At 47.8% G+C, this 23,807-nt stretch carries 19 protein-coding genes and 2 pseudogenes; all 21 read right to left on the bottom strand.

Annotated elements, in window-relative coordinates; genetic code table 11:
• Positions 1 to 300 precede the first annotated feature (300 nt).
• The gene (locus ACIFQM_RS04520) at positions 301 to 1,758 is read right to left on the bottom strand and encodes a PEP-utilizing protein (protein ID WP_430036850.1); all 1,458 of its coding nucleotides are present in this window, start codon (positions 1,756 to 1,758) and stop codon (positions 301 to 303) included.
• 275 nt (positions 1,759 to 2,033) lie between these two features.
• Positions 2,034 to 4,433, bottom strand: coding sequence for a heavy metal translocating P-type ATPase (locus ACIFQM_RS04515; protein ID WP_430036853.1), 2,400 nt, complete (start codon positions 4,431 to 4,433; stop codon positions 2,034 to 2,036).
• A 186-nt stretch (positions 4,434 to 4,619) separates the two neighbouring features.
• On the bottom strand, positions 4,620 to 4,988 hold the full coding sequence (locus ACIFQM_RS04510; RefSeq protein WP_430036856.1) for an ArsR/SmtB family transcription factor: 369 nt from the start codon (positions 4,986 to 4,988) through the stop codon (positions 4,620 to 4,622).
• A 150-nt stretch (positions 4,989 to 5,138) separates the two neighbouring features.
• A complete protein-coding gene (locus ACIFQM_RS04505) occupies positions 5,139 to 6,263 on the bottom strand; it encodes an NADH:flavin oxidoreductase (RefSeq protein WP_430036859.1) in 1,125 nt (374 codons plus the stop codon).
• A gap of 181 nt (positions 6,264 to 6,444) precedes the next feature.
• Positions 6,445 to 6,780: a cytochrome o ubiquinol oxidase subunit IV gene (cyoD, locus tag ACIFQM_RS04500; protein WP_044644504.1), complete on the bottom strand. Its 336-nt coding sequence runs from the start codon at positions 6,778 to 6,780 to the stop codon at positions 6,445 to 6,447.
• Positions 6,781 to 7,389: a cytochrome o ubiquinol oxidase subunit III gene (gene cyoC / locus ACIFQM_RS04495; protein ID WP_430036862.1), complete on the bottom strand. Its 609-nt coding sequence runs from the start codon at positions 7,387 to 7,389 to the stop codon at positions 6,781 to 6,783.
• Positions 7,389 to 9,365 (bottom strand): cbb3-type cytochrome c oxidase subunit I, encoded by a 1,977-nt coding sequence (locus ACIFQM_RS04490; protein WP_430036865.1) that lies wholly within the window; start codon positions 9,363 to 9,365, stop codon positions 7,389 to 7,391. Before ACIFQM_RS04490 ends, cyoC begins: the two co-directional genes overlap by 1 nt.
• A gap of 25 nt (positions 9,366 to 9,390) precedes the next feature.
• Complete coding sequence (cyoA, locus tag ACIFQM_RS04485; RefSeq protein ID WP_430036868.1) at positions 9,391 to 10,368, bottom strand: ubiquinol oxidase subunit II; 978 nt, start codon at positions 10,366 to 10,368, stop codon at positions 9,391 to 9,393.
• 369 nt (positions 10,369 to 10,737) lie between these two features.
• Positions 10,738 to 10,986 (bottom strand): hypothetical protein, encoded by a 249-nt coding sequence (locus ACIFQM_RS04480; RefSeq protein WP_430036871.1) that lies wholly within the window; start codon positions 10,984 to 10,986, stop codon positions 10,738 to 10,740.
• Between the two features lie 216 nt (positions 10,987 to 11,202).
• A pseudogene (locus tag ACIFQM_RS04475) lies at positions 11,203 to 11,495 on the bottom strand (family 1 glycosylhydrolase); the annotation flags it as partial.
• Positions 11,462 to 11,608 carry a family 1 glycosylhydrolase gene (locus ACIFQM_RS04470; protein ID WP_430046509.1) on the bottom strand — a complete coding sequence of 49 codons (147 nt, stop codon included), beginning with the start codon at positions 11,606 to 11,608 and terminating at the stop codon, positions 11,462 to 11,464. The pseudogene ACIFQM_RS04475 and the gene ACIFQM_RS04470, both read right to left, overlap by 34 nt.
• Positions 11,609 to 11,634: 26 nt before the next feature.
• Positions 11,635 to 14,124 (bottom strand): glycoside hydrolase family 95 protein, encoded by a 2,490-nt coding sequence (locus ACIFQM_RS04465; RefSeq protein WP_430065066.1) that lies wholly within the window; start codon positions 14,122 to 14,124, stop codon positions 11,635 to 11,637.
• A 106-nt stretch (positions 14,125 to 14,230) separates the two neighbouring features.
• Entirely contained in the window at positions 14,231 to 15,925 is a 1,695-nt protein-coding gene (locus ACIFQM_RS04460; protein WP_430036879.1) for an ABC transporter substrate-binding protein, read from the bottom strand.
• 91 nt (positions 15,926 to 16,016) lie between these two features.
• A complete protein-coding gene (locus ACIFQM_RS04455) occupies positions 16,017 to 16,919 on the bottom strand; it encodes a carbohydrate ABC transporter permease (protein ID WP_430036882.1) in 903 nt (300 codons plus the stop codon).
• A 14-nt stretch (positions 16,920 to 16,933) separates the two neighbouring features.
• Positions 16,934 to 17,947, bottom strand: coding sequence for an ABC transporter permease (locus ACIFQM_RS04450; RefSeq protein ID WP_430036885.1), 1,014 nt, complete (start codon positions 17,945 to 17,947; stop codon positions 16,934 to 16,936).
• Positions 17,948 to 18,310: 363 nt separating this feature from the next.
• Positions 18,311 to 19,094: pseudogene (locus ACIFQM_RS04445) on the bottom strand (ABC transporter ATP-binding protein).
• A 72-nt stretch (positions 19,095 to 19,166) separates the two neighbouring features.
• Positions 19,167 to 19,898: an ATP-binding cassette domain-containing protein gene (locus tag ACIFQM_RS04440; protein WP_430036888.1), complete on the bottom strand. Its 732-nt coding sequence runs from the start codon at positions 19,896 to 19,898 to the stop codon at positions 19,167 to 19,169.
• Between the two features lies 1 nt (position 19,899).
• On the bottom strand, positions 19,900 to 20,703 hold the full coding sequence (nikC, locus tag ACIFQM_RS04435) for a nickel transporter permease (protein ID WP_430036891.1): 804 nt from the start codon (positions 20,701 to 20,703) through the stop codon (positions 19,900 to 19,902).
• Positions 20,700 to 21,641, bottom strand: coding sequence for a nickel ABC transporter permease (gene nikB, locus ACIFQM_RS04430; protein WP_430065064.1), 942 nt, complete (start codon positions 21,639 to 21,641; stop codon positions 20,700 to 20,702). Before nikB ends, nikC begins: the two co-directional genes overlap by 4 nt.
• A complete protein-coding gene (gene nikA / locus ACIFQM_RS04425) occupies positions 21,638 to 23,149 on the bottom strand; it encodes a nickel ABC transporter substrate-binding protein (protein WP_430065082.1) in 1,512 nt (503 codons plus the stop codon). Before nikA ends, nikB begins: the two co-directional genes overlap by 4 nt.
• A 208-nt stretch (positions 23,150 to 23,357) precedes the next feature.
• A complete protein-coding gene (locus ACIFQM_RS04420) occupies positions 23,358 to 23,774 on the bottom strand; it encodes a cupredoxin domain-containing protein (RefSeq protein WP_430036897.1) in 417 nt (138 codons plus the stop codon).
• Between the last annotated feature and the right edge of the window lie 33 nt (positions 23,775 to 23,807).

Genomic DNA, 23,807 nt, shown 5'->3' with positions numbered 1-23,807 from the left:
TATCCATTGTTAAGTGCCTTAAAATAGCACATGCTGCTTCGGGAATTCCGAAGCAGCATGTTTAGCAATGAGAATGATAATCATTTTTGCATTGATACAATTATTTTGGTTTAGAGAAACTTTTGCTTTATTATAATCCTTTTCTTCTCCGGTTGTAAACCGACATTCGCCCAAATAAAAAAGATACCTGCACAAACAGCGCAGATATCCTATATATTTGAGCATTTTGGATAAATCCCAAGAGCGATTTCAAATCAGCAATATATAGATCAAAACGCTCTAGTTACCTTCTGGATCGGGCTACAGCGGAAACCGCTGGGCGGGGTTTTGTAGAGCAACAGAGCCTTGTTGCTGCTCAGCTTGTTGCAGCAGTCCGAAACGTGCAGCCGCAAGACGTGCGATGGAAGCTGCTTTTTCCGGGCAAATCACGCCCGTTAGCCCGCTTCCCCATATGGAAGCTCCATCCAGCGAATCGTGAATAGCCTCTAACGCCACCCATACGGGCAGCTCGGATTTCACGCCCCGAATGGCGTGCGTCATGCATTTTATCATAGCACTGATGTTCTCAAAACTACCAGCAACGGGTTGATTCAACCGATGCATGCCCTCATCATTATATGATGGAATTGGTGCGATCTCCAAAATCACCGCGTCGGCAAAACGCGCCATATCTGCGGCTTGAGCTGCCTGCTTGATCTGTTGCGCTTTCACTTCCGGCATGAGGTTGGCGCTGGCAGACTCATAAGACGGTTGGGCCTGTCTATTCCATGTTTGTCTGACGTTGAGCTTCGAGGGGGCATCGACCGTCAAAAGCACGCCTACCCGATATGGAATGCACCGCAGGCGGCCGCATAAGGTCTGCTCCGCAACGCCGTCGATCCAGTCCCGGATTGCCCGGAATTGGTCCACGCCAGCCGGATTGCGCACCACAATCTCCAGTTGCGGTTCTCCCCCCTGCTGCACACTTCGCAACGCTGCACGCAGCAGCGCCTCCAACTGCATATCTTGCAGGCTTCCGATGCCCACTGCATTGTTTTGTTCGATCAAGGCGATTGTGAGAGGTAATCCATTCAGAGACTCGAGTAAGCCTTCATACTCTGTTTCCAGCAGCCCGATAATTCGCCGGGACAGATGATCACATAATCCGGGCAAGCCGGATGCCTGATTAAAGGCTTTGTACGTGTCTGATGCACGGGAGCCTGGAATAAGGAGGGGGTCAGGCTCCCCGTCAGGACCATGAATCGTATGCCCGGACTCTGCCGCGTCTAGATAGGCACGGCATAATTCAGCCACACGGCTGGACGACTGCGACAAGGGGCCGTGCAGAAGACTATAGCCATCTAGGCTGTCCATACTTAGCCCTATCGCTGACTCCTTGCTTGTATAATTCACCTGGGCAGGATCATCAGCATAGATACGTATGAATGTACGCCTGTATTCATCGCTCCACTCCAGCAGTGTGGTCATCGCTTCCCTGTTATCGTTGTCCTTATTCAGCAGCGTTTCCTCTATTAGCCCGGAGTCCGCAGCCAGCAACGCCTCCTCTTGACTGATCCTACCCTGTACGGCTAATCCGACCAGCCAGCCCAGCGGGTCTTCCTCCTGTGAGGCAGATACTTCACTGCATCCTGCCAGCACTGACTCAATAGCCAGTCTCTGTGCAGCAGCGGCCTCACTCCCCAACTCGGGGGCATCGCAATCCAGACTGTTTTTTTCACTTAACAGTTCTGCGAATACATACATCAGTTTAGCCTCCATGCTACAAATCCATCCTTTCTCCCGTCAGCAAGGTGGCACACACAAGTTTGAGTATTCCACCAAAAAAAGAAAACGCTTACCTATCAGACGTCGAGCGGAATTCAAATGAGCCTCACCTGTAAGGTCCCTACCTTAACGTATTAGTCGCACCCCACATTTATACATATCTGTAGAACAACCGGAAAGCATAGATTAAACCGCAGCATTGAACGAAAAAAAGCCCCCGGATTTCACAGGATGAATACATCCGATAATAACCCGAGGGCACTATTTTTTTATTCGAAAGAACGTACTTTCAATACACGCATAACATTCAGTACGGCAAGCAATGTTACACCCACGTCGGAAAATACAGCTTCCCACATGGTAGCAATACCGAATGCACCCAAAGTGAGAAACACGGCTTTGACACCTAGCGCAAAAATAATATTCTGCCATACGATTCGTCGTGTACGCTTGGCGATATGAATCGCTGTAACCAGCCTCGAAGGCTCGTCGTTCATGATCACGATATCCGCCGCCTCAATCGCGGCATCTGAACCCAAACCGCCCATCGCTACACCTACATCTGCCAGCGCCAGCACAGGGGTATCATTAATCCCGTCCCCCACGAACAAAATCTTGTCGCCCGCTTTTTTACTTGCAGACAGTTGTTCAATCGCTTCGGCTTTATGCTGGGGTAACAGCTCTGCACGTACTTCGTCCAGACCCAACTGTCGTCCTACGGCCTCTGCAACCGTCCGGTTGTCACCTGTCAGCATGATCGTTTTCACTATACCCAGCTTTTTCAGTGAAGCAATCGTTCGTGCCGCGTCCTCCTTGACCTCATCCGAAATCAGGATGCATCCGGCATACGTTCCGTCTACAGCCACATGAACGACTGTTCCTTCATCCATCGTTCCTGCACGTTGTGCATCGTCAAAAGCAACTTGCTCCCGCTTCATCAGCTTCGCATTCCCGGCCAACACCAGGCGACCATCTATCTGCGCTTGAATCCCATGACCGGAAATCTCGCTATATTGCTGTACCCGCTCGGCTTGAAGCTCCTTGCCATAGGAATCACGCAGGGATGCTGCAATAGGATGCGTGGAATGCAGCTCCGCCAAAGCAGCTGTTTCCAGCAGGCTTTCCTTCGTAAATTCCCCGGCAGGATACATGCCTGTTACACGGAAAACCCCTTTAGTGAGTGTACCTGTTTTATCAAAAACAGCATATTTTACATGGTTCAGTGCTTCCAGATAGTTCCCGCCTTTAATCAGCACACCTGAACGGGAGGCTGCCCCGATGCCGCCAAAGAAGCCCAACGGAATGGATACGACCAGCGCACATGGGCAAGAAATAACGAGGAAAACAAGTGCACGATATACCCAATCGGCAAACTGTGCCCCCGATACGACGAGTGGCGGAACGACTGCCAGCAGTAGCGCAACAATAACCACAACAGGAGTATAGTATCTGGAAAACTTGGTGATAAACTTTTCAGTCGGTGCTTTTTTGGCGCTCGCATTTTGCACTAGCTCCAAAATTTTGGAGACCGCCGATTCGTTGAATTCCTTGCTAACCTCAACAGTCAAAAGTCCGTTCGTATTGATAAATCCGCTCATCACACTGCTTCCCGGCTCCACGGTACGAGGCACGGATTCACCCGTCAGCGCCGAGGTATCCACATGCGATTTTCCGTCTACAACCTTACCATCCAGCGGAATCTTCTCGCCCGGCTTGATTACTATCAGATCACCTACACGCACATCCTCGGGTGACACCCGATTTACGGAATCAGCCGTCTTCAGGTTGGCATAGTCCGGTCGAATATCCATCAGGTCGCTGATAGATTTGCGCGAACGATTAACCGCAATGCCCTGGAATAGCTCACCGATTTGATAAAAGAACATGACGGCTACGCCTTCCGGATATTGCCCAATTGCAAATGCACCAACAGTAGCCAGCGTCATCAGGAAATATTCGTCAAAAGCCATTCCCCGTACCAGACTGCGCACAGCCTGCAAGACTACATCTCCACCAACAATGATATATGCCAGTAAAAACAGTGCCAGTTTCCCTAGGCCCTCTACAGGCAACCACCAAGCAACAGCCGCAACAACCGCACCGATAGCCAAGCGTGCAATCATGCGTCGTATACCGTCTGTACCGTGGTCATGTGTATGCCCCGCATGGCTGTCATCTCCATGCGAATGTGAATGAGCATGTGTGGAATCACCATGATCATGTGCATGTTCGCCATGGTGGTGGCCATCATGGGCATGAACTTCCTCAGCATGTGCTTCATGACTATGAGTATGACCTGTGTGGCTGTGAGCTCCATGTTGCTGGCCGTTCTCATGCGTATGTCCCTCATCATGCTCATGACTATTGGAATGATGCTCCCCTGCGCTGCCTGTCTGCGCTGCACCCGAGCGCGAGCGTACCCGGGCGCTTTTTACGATCATTCGTACGTGAGGCTCCAGTCTGTGAACCTTCCGTTCCGTTTGACGAAAAATCTCCTCTTTTTGATCTAGGCTTGCTGTCATCGTCAATGTTTTCGTTACAAAATTGACCGAGCAATCAAGTACACCTTCTATTTTACTGACTCCATTTTCAATCTTCAGAGCACAGTTGGCACAATCCAAGCCTTCCAAAATCCATTCGTGCCGTGCCGTTCTTTTCAGAGCATCCATAATCATTGGCCTCCAATTAACTATATATGAGCAACTGTTCATATATTATTTATTAAACTCATTATATTCAGTATCATGAGTAAAAGTCAATGATAATAGCCCTTATCCGCCAAATAAATCTACTTCTCGAACAAACACCAAAAGAGCGCCAATCGCTTGGCGCCCTGCTTTGTTTCTATCCCAAAATTATGGATGTGAAATGTGCTGGTGGGTTTGCAAAAATATCTGCTCCACATGATTATCATCCAGCGAATAAAACACCGTTTTGCCTTCCTTGCGCCGTTTGACAATGCGCAGATTGCGCAAATAACGAAGCTGGTGAGATACTGCAGACTGCCCCATATTCAGCACCTGGGTCAGATCATGTACACACAGCTCCTTCTGGGCCAAAGCGTAGATTAGCTTGATCCGTGTCGGATCACCCAAGGCTTTGAACAGCTCCGACATTTTGTATGCGATGGAATCCTCAACAAGAGAAGATTTTATGTGTTCGATTTCTTTGTCTGAACCATGACAAGCCGGCTCGCAATCCAAAGCTTCCGTTTCAGAATTCATCCTTTTCACCCCGTGTATTTCGACTTGATGCTCCTATTATAGCAAATTCGTAGAATTTACGAATAGCTTATATTACAGCTTGCCCTGTAACGGAGAATTTTCAAGTCTCAATGCCTAGGTAACACCCTATAAAGTTGTGCTAAGTAAAGCTTAATTCAACGTTTTTAATGCTTCATCACTGTAAGGCACGAGTTCCTCTATCCGTTTATCACGTAGCTTAACCGCAAACGCCGGGTCAACCAGCAAAGCCCGTCCAACCGCGACCAGATCAGCTTCCTCTCGAGCTACTTGTCCAACAAGTTGTTCTAATCTTGCCTGTACGCTACTCGAATGATCGGTCTGGCTGTTATTATTTTTTTCCAGTTCACTCAAAAAAGCCTTCTCCAAACCAATGGAGCCTACAGTAATAACCGGCTTGCCTGTTAGCTTTTTGGTCCAAGCTGCTAAATTTAGATCAGACCCTGCAAATTCCGGTTCCCAAAAACGGCGGCTTGAGCAGTGGAATATATCCACCCCGGCCTTCACCAATGGAGTCAGAAACTGTTCAAGCTCCTCCGGTGTCTGTGCCAATTTCTCTCCATAATGGTACATCTTCCACTGGGAGAACCGCAGTATAATTGGAAAATCAGGACCCACTGCACGACGACAAGCCTCAATGACCTCCACCCCAAACCGAGTACGCTGGGCCAAATTGCCTCCGTACTGATCTGTACGCTTGTTGGTTTTATCCCAGAAAAACTGGTCAATTAAATAGCCGTGTGCTCCATGAAGCTCAATGCCGTCGAAACCCACCCGCTGGGCATCGGCTGCGGCTTGGGCATAGGCTGCGATAATATCAGCAATCTCGGCCTCCTTCAACGGCTCAACTACCTTTTCACCAGCAGGAGTGATACCGGACGGACCGACAGGTAATGCCTCAGGATTCGGCTGATTAGCCGCGCCTATTTTCCGGGCCGCCCCCACATGCCAGAGCTGCGGTATAATCTTGCCACCCGCCGCATGAACCTCCTCGACTACCTTCGCCCACCCCTTCAATCCCTCACCATAAAAATTAGGAATGCTCGTATGCTCCACGGCTGCGGGATGATTAATAGCGGTTCCCTCCGTAATAATCAATCCGACTGCATTTTCCGCACGACGACGATAATACGCGACCACTTCAGGGCCTGGGATACCTTGAGGAGAAAAATTCCGTGTCATTGGAGCCATCACGATCCGATTGGAAAGAGATAAATTACCTGCCTTAAAAGGTTTAAATAGTATATCTGTATTCATTATTTTCATCCTCCGCTCTAAACTAGTGTTATCGTTTTCACCCTACTGTTATACAATTCCATTTTACACATAGATAAACTTGAGTTCAAGTAGCCACAGTTTATATTTCCAACACGATACTCACAAAAAAAAGAGGAAGCGGCTCTAAGCTGCTTCCTCTTACCTAATTAGTTTGTACTTATTATTGTGCTACCATGTTGTATTCCATAATCCAGACAGAACCGCCAACAATGGTCAACAGGATGACGACACCGAAAATCAAAGTCATGACATTCCAGCGTGGTCCATTACTTTCACGGATATGCATGAAGAAGAATAACTGCACCAGAAATTGCAGCACTGCTGCGGCCAAAATAACAACCATCGTTGAAGTACGACTCAACATATGATTCATGACCACACCGAGAGGAATGATGGTCAGTACGATGGACAGAATAAATCCGATTACATAGGATTTCACTGAACCGTGAGAATCATCATGACCATGCGAACCCGCTCCTGATTGATGCTGTGCCATCTACATCACCCCCATCAAATAGACGACTGTCAGCAAGAAGATCCAGACAGCGTCCAAAAAGTGCCAATACAAGCTCAACGCCGAAACTTTGCCCTTCGTCTCTGGAGTGAGCCCGCGTTTTTTCAGCTGAAACATAAGGCCGATCATCCATACCAGACCTAACGAAACGTGAAGTCCGTGCGTACCGACCAAAGTGAAGAATGCCGACAGGAACGCGCTCGTTCCAAAATTGGCTCCTTCATGTACCATTTCAACAAACTCGTAAACCTCAAAACCGATAAAACCAAGACCCAGGATTGCCGTCACGATTAACCAGTTGATTAATCCCTTCATGCTTCCTTTGTTCATGGCCAATACAGCCAGACCACTTGTGAAGCTGCTTGTGAGCAAGAGGAACGTTTCAATGATAACGCCCGACATGTTAAACAGCTCTGCGCCCCCCGGTCCTCCAGCTGTGCTGTCCCGAAGGACGACATAGGTTGCGAACAAGGTACTGAACAGGATTACGTCCGTTACAAGAAAGATCCAGAAACCAAGCATCTTCAATTCTTGTGGATCGTGATGCCCGTGGTCATGATCATGGCTGTGATGTGCTGCTGCTTGTGCCATTATACAGACCCCCTTATTGCCGCTTCCGTGCGTTTTACCTCATCCGCAGGGATGTAGTAGTCGCCATCATACGAGAAGAAAGAACGACAAATCATACAAATCGCAACGCCGATCAGACCCGGAATATAGAAGAGCGACCACCCGAATACAAAACCGAAACCTGCGATGAAAAAGAATACCGACATAATGAATGGAATCGCCGAGTTTTTCGGCATATGAATCGCTTCAATTGGCGGTTGCTTTCTGAAAATTCCTTTTGCGCGTTTGTCTTTCTCTGCCCACCAGTCATCACGTTCTTCTACTTGTGGGATGGTAGCAAAATTGTATTCCGGTGCAGGTGAAGGGATCGACCATTCCAACGTATGACCACCCCAAGGGTCGCCAGTTGTATCCTTCAGCTTGCGGAAATTTTTGATACCCAGAAGAATTTGAAGAACCTGGAACAAGAAGCCAATACCCATCAGGAATGCTCCAACGGTTGAAACAAGGTTGAGCGGCTGCCAGCCAGTATCCCAGCCGTAAGTGCTCAGACGACGTGTCATACCCATCAGACCGAGGGAATATTGTGGAATGAAACACACATAGAAGCCGATATTCCAGAACCAGAAAGCCCATTTACCCGGCGTTTCAGGCAGAGTGAAGCCGAACATTTTAGGCCACCAATAGTACAGACCTGCCAGATAGCCGAACACTACACCGCCAATCAGAGCCGAGTGAAAGTGAGCGACCAGGAAGTAACTGTTATGGAACTGGAAGTCCGCAGGCGCTACAGACAACATGACGCCCGTCAAACCTGCAATCAGGAAATTCGGAATAAAGGCAATTGCCCACATCATAGGTGTCTTAAATGTGATCTTACCCCGATACATCGTGAACAGCCAGTTAAACACTTTAACCCCTGTCGGTATTGCGATAACCATCGTCGAAATGGCAAAGAATGCATTAACATCTGCGCCTGATCCCATCGTGAAGAAGTGATGCGCCCAGGTGAAGAAGGACAGGATAGCAATCATGAACATGGCGTAAACCATGGATTTGTAGCCAAACAATTTCTTTTTGGAGAATACGCTGATGACCTCGGAATAAATACCGAAGGCAGGTATAACTACGATATAAACCTCAGGGTGACCCCACATCCAAATCAGGTTGATATACATCATAGGGTTACCGCCGAAATCAAGTGTAAAAAAATGTCCTCCTCCGAAGCGGTCAAGGAACAGCAAAGCCAATGTTATCGTCAGAATCGGAAACGCGAAAATGATGATAACACATGATGAAAATACGGACCACGTAAAGACAGGCATTTTCATCCATGTCATACCAGGTGCGCGCATTTTAATAATGGTAACAATAAAGTTAATCCCCGTAGCCAATGAACCTATACCAGAAATCTGTATACCCCAGATATAAAAGTTCTGACCGACGCCGGGACTAAATTGCAGCTCCGAAAGCGGTGGATAACTCAACCAACCTGCGTCCGGCGAACCGCCAATAACGAAGGACAGATTGAATAGCATCGCTCCCATAAAGAACAGCCAGAAGCTCAGCGCGTTCAGGAAAGGAAACGCAACGTCACGCGCACCAATTTGAAGTGGTACCGCGATGTTAAACAAACCAAACATCAATGGCATCGCCATAAACAAGATCATGATCGTGCCATGCGTTGTAAAGATCTGATTGTAATGCTCAGGATGCAAAAGTGTAACATCCGGTGTAGCAAGCTGTAAACGCATCAACAATGCGTCCACGCCTCCACGGAACAGCATCAAGATGGCTGCGAGGATATACATAATACCGACTTTTTTATGGTCAACGGTGGTCAACCAGTTTTTCCAAAGCCAGCCCCATTTTTTGAAATAAGTGAGCACAAACACGATCCCGATCATCGCGAGAGCGATAGAAACATCCGCTCCATATATCATTGGGTCTCCAGTAACGAAGAAAGTGGATGCAAACTCTTTTATTTTGTCAAGCATTGGGGGCCTCCTTCCCTATAATCATTTAATTGTGTCCGCTCATATTCATATTACTCATGGTGCCTGTATCTTCAGTGCTGCCAGACTTGGAAGAACCTTCTGTGGAAGCTCCGCCATGCCCAGCATGAGGATTAGGAGCCCCCTCCACTACATACTTGGTCACAATATCCTGGAACAAACCGTCTGGAATTGAAGAATACTCGTCAGTCTGGGAAAGGCCTGGCTTGGCAAGCGCCAAATAGCCATCCTTCGTCAGGGGCTTGGATTGCTTTTTAATGTTAGCAACCCAGTTTTTATAATCATCATCCGACTGAACCTCTACATCAAAGCGCATTTGTCCAAAATGCTCACCGCTGAAGTTTGCGCCCGAACCAAAGTAAGTTCCTTCTTGATCAGCCTGCAAGTGCAGCTTCATGGCCATGCCTGACATGGTGTAGATCTGGCCACCCAATTGCGGAATCCAGAACGAGTTCATCGGCGCATCAGCAGTCAGCTCGAAACGGACCGGAACACCTTTAGGAATGTGAATTTCATTGACTGTAGCAATACCTTCTTCCGGATACATAAAGAGCCATTTCCAGTCCAGTGCAGTGACTTGAATGGTTACTGGTTTTTGTGTACTTGCCAATGGCTTGGAAGGCTCCAGCAAGTAGGTATATCTCGCAGTGATAACCGCAAGAATCAGGATGACAATAATTGGAATACTCCACCATACGGTCTCCAGTTTTTTACTGTCGTCCCAGTGGGGTTCGTACTTCGCCTTGTTATCCGGTGCGTCGCGATAACGCCAAATGATGAAAAAAGTCAAAAACATGACCGGTACAATTAGAAGTGCAGCCATAGACGTTGAAAGAATGATCAGCTCTTTTTGTGTTTGCCCAATAGGTCCTTTTGGATCGAAAACAACGTATTTTCCGCCAGCATAAAAACACGTCCAAATGAGCAATGCTACCGTGAGCACGGTCAAAACCAACGCAATAATCGCTTTTGGTTTTTTGTTCATGTTGTTCCCCTCTCATTAAAATAATAAATTACTCAAAACTTACGAACTCCTGTAATGTTGCCCCTATATAAGATATCAGAAAAGAGGATACTTTTTTTATTGTTAACAGAATTGTCGATTATTTGTCCGTTTTTTGTGAAAAATCTCTCTAAAAATAAAATTTCTCTTGCAAATTCAAAATCTACTATTACTACAAAGGTGACATAAGCAAAAGAATATATCGGAGTATTCCAAGGAAGACACACTGCTTGTAGCTGAAGTTTGTTCTTGCGATGTCAGGAAGCAAAAACGGGGCTCCAGACAGTTTATTGTTCCACACTGTGCGAAGACCCAAGTTGTTGTTTTTCTATAGATGTTATTTCAGTTGTATTAACTGCGTCCCTTCTCCTGATCTTCCTTCTTGCGGGCAATGACCAGCCCTTTTCCGATCATATAAATAAACAATCCGCCAACGACACATCCAATACCCACCATTAAATATATGTTACGATCACTTAGATTACCTAAATTGAACAAAATAAGAATAATGCCTACAATCCAAGCGAGCCAAGCGATGACAGACACGAAGCGGCTCATTTGCTTTTCGTTCGATCCTGATTTACTAAAATTCGAAGCCATATCCTCCACTCCCTCTAGTCTAAAATTGATGAAGCGCCCTCTTCAGGTATTTTTGTCAGTATGCACAATCCCTGTGATCTTATTCTTAATCGCTTCACCATACTTTTAGCAACCTGCAATTCAACTTGGATATTATTACCCCAGAGGACTCTTTGTTCAAACAAAAGGGAGCGAAGACATGCCCATGTCCGCTTTAGTATCAAAGTATATTTTCTTTTAACGTCTGGTCTCCAGCCAGTTGTTACTTACCACATTTCGATACCAATAGTAGCTTTCCTTGGGGGTGCGGGCCAGAGTGCGGAAATCGACATGAATCATGCCGAATCTCATATTATATCCTTCCGCCCATTCAAAATTGTCCATGAGCGACATGCCATATAGCCTTTGACGTGAAGGCCGTCATGAATCGCCCGATGTACCTGCACCAAATGCTGCTGCATATAGGAAATACGTCGGTCATCCTCAACCTTGCCATTTACGATCTCATCGTTGATACAAGCCCCGTTATCTCCGTTGAACACCTTGCCAGGCGTATGGGCAAAGGTATCCCAGATGAACAAACCTCTCCATCCTCCTCATAGGCCCCCTCGATTTGATAGGCTGCTGTTGCCGTCCCCCACATAAAGTCCTGCGGAAATTGAAAAATGGTCATATTTGCTCTTCCTCTCCATCAATAATAATCGAATGTCTGTCCATAATTTCCTGCTCTTTGGTAAAATTCCATGACAAAATGAATCCTCCATGCTCTGGATCAGGCTGAGCCTGCCGAGCATCTGCGCTAAACGGATGAGCGCTGCGAATCGTGCAGCGTCCCGTCGGGGCGGATGCGGTAAGCTCCGCGCGGACGAGCCGGGAACCGGACCATTCCATGCCAACCGTCATCCCGCCATGCCCCCGCAATCCGCTGACCCGCCCCTCAGGCCATGCAGAAGGCAGGGCAGGCAGCAAGGTCAGCTCACCCGGACGGCTTTGTAGCAGCATTTCCGCGATACCCGCCGTCGCTCCGAAATTACCGTCGATCTGAAAAGGTGGATGAGCATCGAATAAATTGGGGTAGGTCGAACGCGACAACAACGTGCGAACATAACGATGCGATGCTTCGCCATCCTCCAACCGCGCGTACAGGTTAATCAACCAGGCACAGCTCCAGCCGGTATGACCTCCGCCATGATCGAGCCGTCGGTGCAGCGATATGCGGGCCGCCTCCGCCAGCTCCGGGGTATCGCGAACATGAATTTGTCGACCAGGGTACAATCCATACAGATGTGAAACATGCCGATGTCCCGGCTCTGCTTCCTCAAAATCGGCAAACCACTCCTGTAGCTGTCCGTGACGACCGATCTGATAAGGCAGCAGGCGTTGCAGCGTCTCTTCACAGCGGTTGCGGAACTCATCGTCTAATTCCAGCAGCTCCGCAGCCTGAATGCAGTTGCTCAGCAACTCCCGAATTAGCGTCATATCCATCGTGGAACCCATGGATATACTGCAATCCTCTCCGTCCGGGGTTTTAAATTTGTTTTCAGGTGATGTAGAAGGCGAGGTCACAAGCCAGCCGTCCGGGCCTTCCACGAGCCAATCCATACAAAAGGCGGCCGCTCCCTTCATCAGCGGATAAGCTTGCTCCGCCAAATAAGCCGTATCCTGAGTAAACAGGTAACGTTCCCATAAATGGGCGGTTAGCCAGACACCCCCGAGCGGCCAAAAGGCCCAACTGGCATGACCTCCTGACGGTCCCGCATACCTCCACACATCTACATTGTGATGGGCCGTCCAGCCTTTCGCACCATAATGGATCGAAGCAACTCTGCGTCCCGTACGGCTGACTTCTCCTATCATGTGCAGCAGTGGTTCATGGCACTCAGCAAGATTGCATATTTCCGCCGGCCAATAGTTCATCTGGGTATTAATGTTAGTTGTATAATTGCTGTTCCACGGCGGCTGCACCCGGTCATTCCAGATACCTTGAAGATTGGCGGGCTGACTGCCTGAACGCGAACTGGCTATCAGCAAGTAGCGTCCATACTGAAACAACAGCACCTCCAAATCCGGGTCTGCCTGATCTTCACGGTACTTCTCCAATCGCAAGTCAGTCGGAATTTGTCTGTTTGTCATTCGATCCGTCCCGATACCATTCCCAAGCTCTAACTCAACGCGGCCAAACAGTTCCCCATGATCCTGCTCATGCCGATGCTTCACCTGCTCGTATCCAAGCAAGACCGCTCTAGCCAGCGTAGCTTGGCATACGGCTGTCGGTTCCGTTGCATCACTGTCCGGTCGAGTATCGAATCCCCGGAATCCGGTAGCTGCGGCCAAATATACCGTGAGTTTATCTGCACCCGATACGCTCAGCACTCCATCATCATCCTCTGTCAGCGTCCCCCCCTCGGCGATAATCCGTGCCTGAATCGCAAAAGCCATCCCCAATTCATCCTCATAAACAACCGACTGCGGATGTTCACCGTGATCATTGGATTCCACATGACTGGGCGCTCGCCCGGTCAACGTAATTAAGTCCCTCGTTGGTTCACCTGAAGAGTCATCTTCCTTATCGCTATCCCATTCGGATGAATCACCAAAATGTGCATCCTCGCCAGCCTCGGCTTCACAAGGATGCGGTGTAGTGATACGTACGGTTGCATTGATCTTGCCTGGCGTATCCGCAGTCAGCGATACCATAATAATTCCATCCGGCGCACTGGCGATGACTTCACGGGTATAACGAATACCGCCACTATGAAAAGTGACCGCCGCCGTTCCGGTGGCCAAATCCAGTTCGCGTTCATACTCCGCGATTGCCCCAAGTCCCTCCTGTGTAATCCACAAATCGCCCAAAGGCTGGTAAGCCTCCGTATCGCGCCACAGCATGTTCGCATTGATCAGATGTTCCGCGTCCTTGTATTTTCCGTCCGCAATCAGCTCCCTGACGGGCTTCAAATATCGCAATGCATCATACTGAACGCCATCCCTGGGAAATCCGGACCAGAGCGTATCCTCGTTTAATTGCAAACGCTCCTCCCCGATCCCGCCAAATACCATCGAGCCCAGCCTCCCATTGCCGACAGGCAATGCTTCCTCCCACACCTCGGCAGGCTGGCGATACCATAAACGCAGGGATTTCTGCTTTTCGGTTTGTATCACATCAAACCCTCCCCATTGAGATCAAACAGAGCGCCGATCCCGTATGAACCACAGGACAAGCGCTCCGTCATTCCGTCATTTTGTTGCGCCTCGTTAAGTCAGCTCGCTATTTAGAAGCCTTGCCGTTCCACAATTCCACTCTGTCCTTCACCAATTGAGTATATTGTTGCTCCATTTGTACCGCTCCGGCAGCATCCAGCTCTTTAAGCATGTTGTCGTATACGGTGTCAAAATTGGATGTTGGGGCCAAGATAGCCTCCGGTATACGCTTACGGATAATATCCGTCGTTTTTTTGAACGTAACGTTATAGCTGGATTCATTGTCTGTCGTCAGGTTATAAGCTGCGCCCCATGGCTTCACATCAAATTCCTTCTCGCTCAGGAACAGTTCCTTCCACGTTTTTACGCCATACGCCTTGAGCGACTCCTTTTCCGGCTCCGAATAGCTTGCGATAATTTGTTCCGGAAATTTGGTGGTGTAATAGTTACCCGCAGGGTCCTTCACACCATCGCCGTAGTGTCCACTGATCAACGTGTACAGCTCCAGCCCGGTTGTTTTGTTAAAATTGGTGGCGTTGTTCGTTTTTTGCTCCAGCACATCAGCCGGAATGACGCGTTTTCCATCTTTAATTTCATAATGCTTTCCTTCGATTCCCCAGTTCACCAGCACCTGTCCTTCATCGGAGGCTAAAAAATCAAGGAACTTAATAGCCCGCACCGGGTCCTTGCAGCTCTCGGTAATGCCTACACCGTAACCGGACATAAAGCCTGTATCCTGAAAGGAATGATCCTTATATTCCTCCGAGAGTGTAACTGGAAAATGTGCATAGCTGGCATCGGCCTTGCCTGACGTTTTTAACGCATTTTCAGCTTCCAGGTAGCCCCACTCCTGGTCAATGAGACCAAGAACACGCCCGCTGGCAATTTTGGATTTGTATTGGTCACTTTTTTGTACAAAGGATTCCTTATCCAGCAGCCCCTCATTGTACATGTGGTTTAACCAGCGAAAATATTCTTTTTCCACCGGACGCTTGTAGTGGAGCTTGGCTTCAAATGTCTTGGGATCAATATTATATTCTCCATCGTCTGACGCTCCGGTCGTCTGGTAGGCAGGGTTGGTTACGGTAATCATGATTCTCCAGTCGTCCGCATCCAGCGTGAGGGGAATGGTCTTTTTACCGTCAATGGTTGGATGCTTGGCTACATAGGCTTTGAGTACGTTTTCATAATCCTGTAATGTTTTTACCTTCGGATATCCCAGCTCCTTAAGTACCCTGTGCTGGATTTCAAATCCACCCGTCGCATCAAAGTTCTTCTGTCCCACACCTGCATACGTAGGGATGACATAGATGGCCTGATCCTTATTGCTGTACTTCAGTCGATTCATGTAGGGGCCGTACAGCTTTTTGAGATTCGGCGCGTGATCATTGATCAGATCGGTCAGATCAATCATGGCCCCCGCATCCACGAGCTTGCTAATATTCGCTTTAGGAGAAACCAAGCCAGGGTATTCTCCACTTGCTGCCATCAAAGCAATTCGGTCATCTCCACCTCCGCCACTGACATCAAATTCCGCATTCAAGGTTACACCTGTTTTCCTGGTGATTTCCTGGCCTATTTCATCCTTCATTCCGTTCCATTTCGGGCTTGGGTCGGCTCCAAAGAAGCTAAACGTAACCGGATCGGTTCCGCTAGATGAGCCTTCCTTGGCTGCATTTTGGCTCCCGCTACAGCCTGCCAGTGCAGCAAGTGATACCGCAAGCAAGGGAATAAGTACAAATCTGGACCAAACCTTTTTCATGAACAAAACCTCCTGTATTCATATGATGACTTAGCCTGCAAAATAGCTGTTACTTTACCTCTGGGAATCCGGCTTTTATGATTTCACTGCATTATGATTTCACTGCACCCAGCGTCATGCCGCCTACAAAATACTTTTGCAGGAACGGATACACCAGCAGGATGGGGAGGGTGACCGTAATCGTAATCGCCATTTTGATCGACTCTGGCGAGATTTGTGCCATTTGCTTCGCCATATCATTGCTGTTCGTCATACTGGAGCCGCCTTGCTGCGTGCTTTGCAGTACCTTCATCAGCTCAAATTGCAGCGTCGTCCATTGCGCAGCTCCTCCGTTATACAAATACGTATCAAACCACGAGTTCCACTGATTTACCGCCAAAAAGAGAGCAATGGTCGCCAAGACAGGCTTGCACAACGGTAAAATTATTTTCCAATAAATTGTAAAATCATTCGCACCATCCAGCTTGGCGGATTCCTGAAGGGCATACGGCAAACCATCCATAAAGGAACGAATGACAAATACGTTAAACGCACTAATTAACGTCGGAAAAATATACACCCAGAACGAACCCAGCAAATGCAAATCACGCATCAAAATAAATACAGGCACCATCCCGCCAGAAAAATACATCGTCAACGCCAAAAACGTGGAAATGAACTTGCGGGCGCGGAAATCGACCCGACTTAGCGTAAAAGCGAGCATGGATGCACAGATGAGTCCCAGCACCGTCCCCACCACTGTACGTAAAATCGATACCTGCAGTCCCTGAAGAAGACCGTCATATTGGAAAATCGTTTTGTAATTTTCGAGTGTAAATTGGCGGGGCCATATATAAATGCCCCCACGAACAGTGTCCGTCGAATTGTTCAAGGAAATCGCAAGTACGTTCAGAAACGGATACAGCGTTACGACCACGATTAGAGCCATGAGGATGTAGTTGAACAGATCGAACACCTTTTCAGATCGGGTCGCGTTAAAAGCCTTTGTCGTCATTTCGCATCTCCCTCCTACATGATGCTTTCTTTGGTCAGTTTTTTGAATATGCCATTTGCCGTAAACAACAATAGGATGCTGACCAATGAGTTGAAAATACCAATCGCCGTCCCGTAAGAGAACCGACCCAAATTAATCCCGTAATTCAGCGCATACAAATCCAGCACCTCGGAATAATCCGTCACCAGACTGTTGCCGAGCAAGAACTGCTTTTCAAAACCGTTGCTCACCAGATGCCCAATCGCCATAATGAACAGAACGGCAATGGTCGAACGGATACCCGGTAACGTAATATGCCACATCTGTCTCCAGCGACTTGCCCCGTCCACACGCGAGGCTTCATACTGCTCCTGGTCAATTCCGGTAATGGCGGCTAAATAAATAATCGTATTCCAGCCTGTCTCTTTCCATATATCGGAAGCGGTTACAATATACCAGAACCAGCTTCCCTTTGCCATGAACTGAATCGGCTCATCCACAATATGAAGCGCTATCAATATATCGTTGACGATCCCTCCGTCGATGGACAGCATTTTCGTAACCAATCCGGCAACAACTACCCAGGATACAAAATGCGGGAGGTAGGATATCGTCTGCACAAATCGTTTGAACAGCATCCCCCGTAGCTCATTTAGCAGAATGGCAAAAAAGATCGGTACAACAAAACCAAATACAATGCCCATCAGGCTCATCGCCAGCGTATTGCGTAATACCAGATAAAATCGTTCATCCTGAAATAGCTCAATAAAGTTATTCAGCCCTACCCATTTCTGGTCCGAAAAGGATTTGGCCGGCTTATAATTTTGAAACGCCATCGTCCAGCCCCACAGCGGAAGATAACTGAAAATAAACACCCATATGACGAAAGGAATGGACATAAAATAAAGATACTTTTGCTGCTTTACACTGTCCCACAAGCCTTTTTCACCACGCCCGCGCTTCGGCCCGCGCACCCTGCGCCGTCTGCCCCGGTTAGATTCAGGAATCGTAGCACCAGCATTGGAAGCGGTTTCAATTGATGATTCCATAGCAAGCTCCTCCTTGTATATAATTACTATTATCATACTTGGCTGGCTTGAAAGCGGATACCCAACGAATTAGGAGAAAAATCAGTTCAAAATTAGATATATGGGGGGTTGGGATTTACATGGGGTGCCACTACGCATGCGGATGGTGCTTCCCATCGCTGTTGCCCCCCGAATTTCTTGAATAAACACACAACGGTAGAAATCCGGGGACAAAGGCGACCGCTATCGCTTGTCCAGCACCATTCCGCCTGCTCCGTTCTAATGTAAATTTCCTGAGGAAAATCTTATAAAAAAACAAAAGACCAGCAATGTAAGCTGATCAAAGGTAAAGGGTAATGCAATTCTCTAGAATGTTCAAACTCCTCAATCATATTCTGCAACCAATTGGCGAGTATACGGATGTCTGTCGGGAGCAAAGATTTCCTCTTTTACAAACTCGTCCACCAAACGGCCTTCGTGCATGACTAGCACCCGGTCACATATATTGCACCACAGGTAGGTCATGGGAAATAAACAGATACGCAAATCCCAGCCTCCCCTGTAGCTCCTTGAGCAAGTTTAGCATTTCTGACTGAATTAAGGTATCCAGACTGGATGTTGGTTCATCCATAATAATGAGTGCAGGCTCCACGCTGATAGCTCTTGCCATGCAAAGCCGTTGCTTTTGTCCACCGCTGATTTCATGAGGATATCTATCCAGCAATTCAGGTGATAATCCCACATATTCCAGCAATTTCACTGCTATTTCTCTTCTGTCTGAACCACAGTCTTTCACAAAAGATGGAACCTTTCGTTCCAGTTGATCCAGTGGCTCCATGACGGATTCCAGTAAACGAAATCTTGGATTTAGCGCCGCAGAGGGATTTTGAAATACGGCCTGCATCTGTCCTTTATAACGTTTTAACGACTGCCTGTTGCCTGCCTGAACAGGCGTTCCCTGAAACCGGATTGTTCCTCGATCTATAGCTTGCATAAGCATAATACAGCGTGCCAAGGTGCTTTTTCCACTGCCGCTTTCTCCGATCAGCCCCACACATTCACCCGCTCGAATCGTCAACGATACCCCGCCGAGCACTTGTCTCTTTTTGCGGTAAGATTTATGCACGTCCTGCACGAATAAAAGTTCAGGCACAAGTTTCGGGTTCATAACAACTTTACCGCCCTCTCTATATGGACTCATGCACGGCTTTCATTGGATGGGCGCAAGGATGGAATAGCTTCAATCAGCCTTCGGGTTGTTCAACAATGACCATGTGTTCCCCGACTCCATAAGCTGCCCTTCTCGCATTACGGTGACTTGATCGGCGTAGCGCTTGACGTTTCTCAGGTCATGCGAGATGAACAAAATGCCGCATTGGGTGCGTTCTTTTAGCTCTGAAATGATCCGTAAAATTTCGTTGGCATTCGTTTGATCCAATGCTGTCGTAGGCTCGTCCATAATCAGCAGTTTGGATTCCAGCATGATGGCTACCGCAAGCGATACCCTTTGTAGCTGCCCACCGCTGAGCTGAAATGGATAACGGTTGTATATTTCGTTCGGTAATCGAACGTGTTCGAGGACTTGCTTGATGCGCTCTTTCCGGCTTTTGCGTTCTAACACATGATGTGCTTTTAGCGTTTCGTCCATTTGTTTGCCTATGGTGATAAACGGCGTAAACACGCTGGCATAGTCCTGAAAAACATAAGCGATTTCCTGCCCGCGAAGGCGTTCTCTTTCTTTCTTGGACAGGGTGAGTAACGAGCGTCCGCACAATTCGATCTTACCGGATTCTACCCAGACCGTCGCAGGAAGCAGATCGCCAATCGACAGCGAGGTCATACTTTTTCCACTACCGCTTTCACCAATCAGCGCATGGCACTGTCTCGCGCTAATAGATATATGAAAATCACGTACGATCAAGCCTTGCTCCGACCTCAAATGCAGTCCGGTTATTTCCAGAATGTTCATCATTTCATTTCCCCCGTGGTCTTAGTTCAAGACTGTCCCGTAGCTGATCCCCAATCAGATTGGATAAAAGAACGAACAGCATAATGGCCCCCCCCGGAATAACCATCGCCAACGGAGAACTGTGAAAATAGGCCCGTCCCTCATTCAGCATCGCTCCCCATTCGGGAGTAGGCGGCTGTAGCCCAAGTCCAATATAGGATAGAGCCGCGATCATTAAAATGATTTTACCCAAATCCAGTGTGGCTACGACCACAATTTCTCTGAAAGCCGCTGGCAGCAAATGCCGGATGACCAATCGAATCGTCGGCACCCCGCTCAAGCGGGCACTGTAGATATAATCCTTCTCTTTTTCAGCCACCAGGCTGCTTCTCACCAGACGAGCATATGCCACCCATTTTACCGATACAATCGCAATCATCAGGTTGACGACACCCGGCCCGAGCAAGCCCGTCAGCACAATTGCAATCAAGTAATCGGGAAAAGCCAGAAAGGAATCCGACACCCGCATGAACAAGCGGTCTATCCCTTTGCCCATAACCCCGGCAATGACCCCGGCCGGAATGCCAATACCTAGAGACAGGAGCAAAATCAATAAGCTCTTGCCAACCGTATTTCTGCCTCCGTATACCACCCGTGACATTAAATCTCTGCCCAAACCATCCGTACCCAGCCAATGCTCGGCGCTTGGGGATTGAAGTCTTCGAGTGAGCGAAACGAGCAACGGATCATTTTTCATAAACTCAGGCAGGATGAACAATGCAGCTATTCCACCGATAAACAACCATAAAGGAAGTCGGGATGTACTCAAGCTCCTCCCTCCTTCAAGCGGATTTCAGGATTCACGTATCCTACCGTTACATCCGTCATCACATGAAGCAGCATAATGATAGCGCCCATAAATAAAATGTATCCCTGAATCATCGGGTAATCCCGGTTATGAATGGCTTCTACAATAAATTTTCCCAGACCCGGATAGGCGAATATCGTTTCTACCACGACACTTCCCCCCAGCATGCTTCCCACACTAATGCCAAACATAGTCACTACAGGAGTCAAGCTATGGCGACACGCATGCAACCAAAAAATACGTTGCCTTCCAATCCCTCTGGACCTTGCACCCAGAATAAAATCCTGACTCAAGCTGCTTAACAGGCTGGAACGAATAAGACGTACATATACCGCAGCCATCGTCAGTCCCAGTGTCAGCGAAGGAAGCACCAGATGCATCAAAGTACCATTCCCCATGGATGGTAAGATCGACCAGCGCACCGAAAATCCCTCAATAAGTAAAAGCCCTAGCCAAAAGCTGGGGATGGATGCTCCCATAATCGCGAGCACCCGGCTGACCCGATCAATCCACTTCTTGGGATATAAAGCTGAACAAGCGCCCAGCGGTACCGCAACTCCCATCAACACCACAATGGAGGTACACGTCAGAAGAAGCGTCGCTGGCATCCTCGTCCATATTTCTTCTATGACCGGACGATGTGTCATGTAGGAGGTTCCCAAATCCAAACGAATGAATTTAGAAAGCCATTCCCCATATTGCACGATAACCGGCTCATTCAGCCCCATGATCTCCCTTTGAATTTCCACTTGCTCGTTCGTAACCGCCACATCATCCGCACGCAGCAGTTGTCGGACAGCGTCTCCCGGAGCAAGCTTGATTCCCGCGAAGCTGATGAGCGACAGAAGAAAAATAAACAGGAAAAACTCGATCAGCCTTTTCCCAAGCATTTGAATCATTTGGCTTCAACATCCAACTGGTTGGTAAGCATGTAATATTCGCTTTTGCTGGTTACCCAGTTTTTCACACGGTCTTTGTAAACAACCAGCGTGTTCGGATGCACCAGATAGGAATAGTACGTTTGCTCATGAATTCTCGTGAGCGCTTGAGATATTAGTTCATTCCGTTTGGCTGTATCTACGGTTTGATCTAACTGGTAAATCAATTCATTCAACAACTCATCGTTTATTTTCCCAAAATTCAGCGTTCCATCTGGCAAAAACGATACATTCAAAAAGTAGCTGGCATCACCGCGAGGCGCAATCAACGGACTGTACATACCGAGATCCCAAGTCGTATCGGTCATCAAGTAGTCTTCGTAATTTTCAACCTGCTCGATTTTCAGTATAATACCCAATTGCTGGGCTTCCGATTGCAACGCTTGTGAGAAGATAGGGAACTCGGCTCTGGATGCGTAAGTCACCAGCTTTAAGGTTAACGGCTTCCCGTTTTGCGTTACTTTACCGTTGTCCACCTGATACCCGGCTTCCTTGAACCACTTGAGCGCTTCTTCAGCCCCGGTTTTGCGAGTTGGATATTCCGGTACAAACGGGAAATCCGGTAAAAATGGACCTTGCGCCACTGTAGCCTGTCCACCCATAATAGCGTCCTTTAGTTCCTCACGGTTAACTAAAGCATCAAATGCCTTACGCAAATTCGTATGTTGGAACAAAGGCTTTTTCGTGTTAAATATCAACTCATGGGTACGCAAGCTAACCACTGAATCCAGCTTGAGCTGATTGTCTTGCTTCATTTTGTCCATGCTTTCAACAGGTGGGCGATAGACGATATCTGCATCACCGGATAAAATGGCGGATAAACGTGCATTCGCATCCTCGTTAAAAGCAAAAACTGCCCGATCCAGCATGGCCGCCCCACTCCAATATCCATCATAGCGGGCAAGCTTTAATGATGTCCCTGCGGTGAAGGATTCTACTTGGAAGGGCCCTGTACCGATTGGCTTTTTATCTGGATCAGCTGCTTCTGTATCCAGAATGGCTGTGTTGGGATGAACCAGTTCGGATGGGAACTGAGGGAATGGTTCTTCCGTCACCACATGTAGCGTTTGACCGGATGCCTTCATGGATTTAATTCGCAATACCTGCTTAACCCCTGGATTCAGCTCTATTGAGCGTTCCAGCGATTGCTTAACCGTCTCTGCGGTGAGTTTTTTTCCGTTTTGAAAGGTTACACCGTCACGAATCTGAAACTCCCAGTTTTGTCCGTCTTTACTCGACCATTGGGTAGCCAGCCATGGCTGGATTTTTACGTTCTCGTCCAGTTTAACCAACGTTTCTACGACGCCTGCTCTTAACGCTGTATAATCGAGACTGGGATCAACGGTCTGACTAGCAAAGTTAAACAGAAAGGTCAGCTCTTTCTTGGGCTGCTGTGTTGCTTGCGTTGAACCCTCTTGCGGGCCAGAACAAGCAGCCGGTAAAACTACGGTCAAAAGCATACATACCATTGGGATAAACCTGTGTTTATTCATATTTCCCCTTCATTTCTCTATCGTTTCCTTCTATTTTACCTACCTTTGGCTTGTCATGACCTGACCCACTTGAGCTATATTTGCCTTATAACCTTGAACATTTTGTGACTATTATCATAGATACCTTATATTAAGGCAAAAAAATAGCCTCCCGGCACAAATGTGCTGGAAAGCTGGTATTGATTTATTTTACCGTGATCGTCCCATAGAACATGTACATACCGCAGTTATACTCATATACACCCGGTTTCAGGTCCTTGACCGTAAAATAATTATTTTCGTGGTCCATAAAGACGTCCATTCCAAGCTTCAGCGACTGTACTTCGTCTATACAAGTAAAGGATGTCGATCTTTTAAAATTAATTTTAGTCGGGACACCCGCTTTTATTTCAATATTTTTAGGATAAAAACCGTCTCCCTCTACATTGACCGTAGCAATTTCATACTTGGCTTTGTCCGGCTCTTCTTGAACGGTTTTAGGTTGACTTGCTGGAAACGACGACACGCTCCCCTGAAAATAAAACAAGACAAATCCGCCCACGATCAGCGCTACAAAGCCAATCAGCATCAGGTGCCAATGCTTAGAGATAATTGTTTTCATTCAGATCATTCCCCTCCAGTTGACCGTTCATGT

The sequence above is a fragment of the Paenibacillus sp. NRS-1782 genome, from assembly GCF_050467685.1.
GTDB classification, from domain to species: domain Bacteria; phylum Bacillota; class Bacilli; order Paenibacillales; family Paenibacillaceae; genus Paenibacillus; species Paenibacillus terrae_A.
This window is presented reverse-complemented; position numbering and strand designations above follow the sequence as displayed.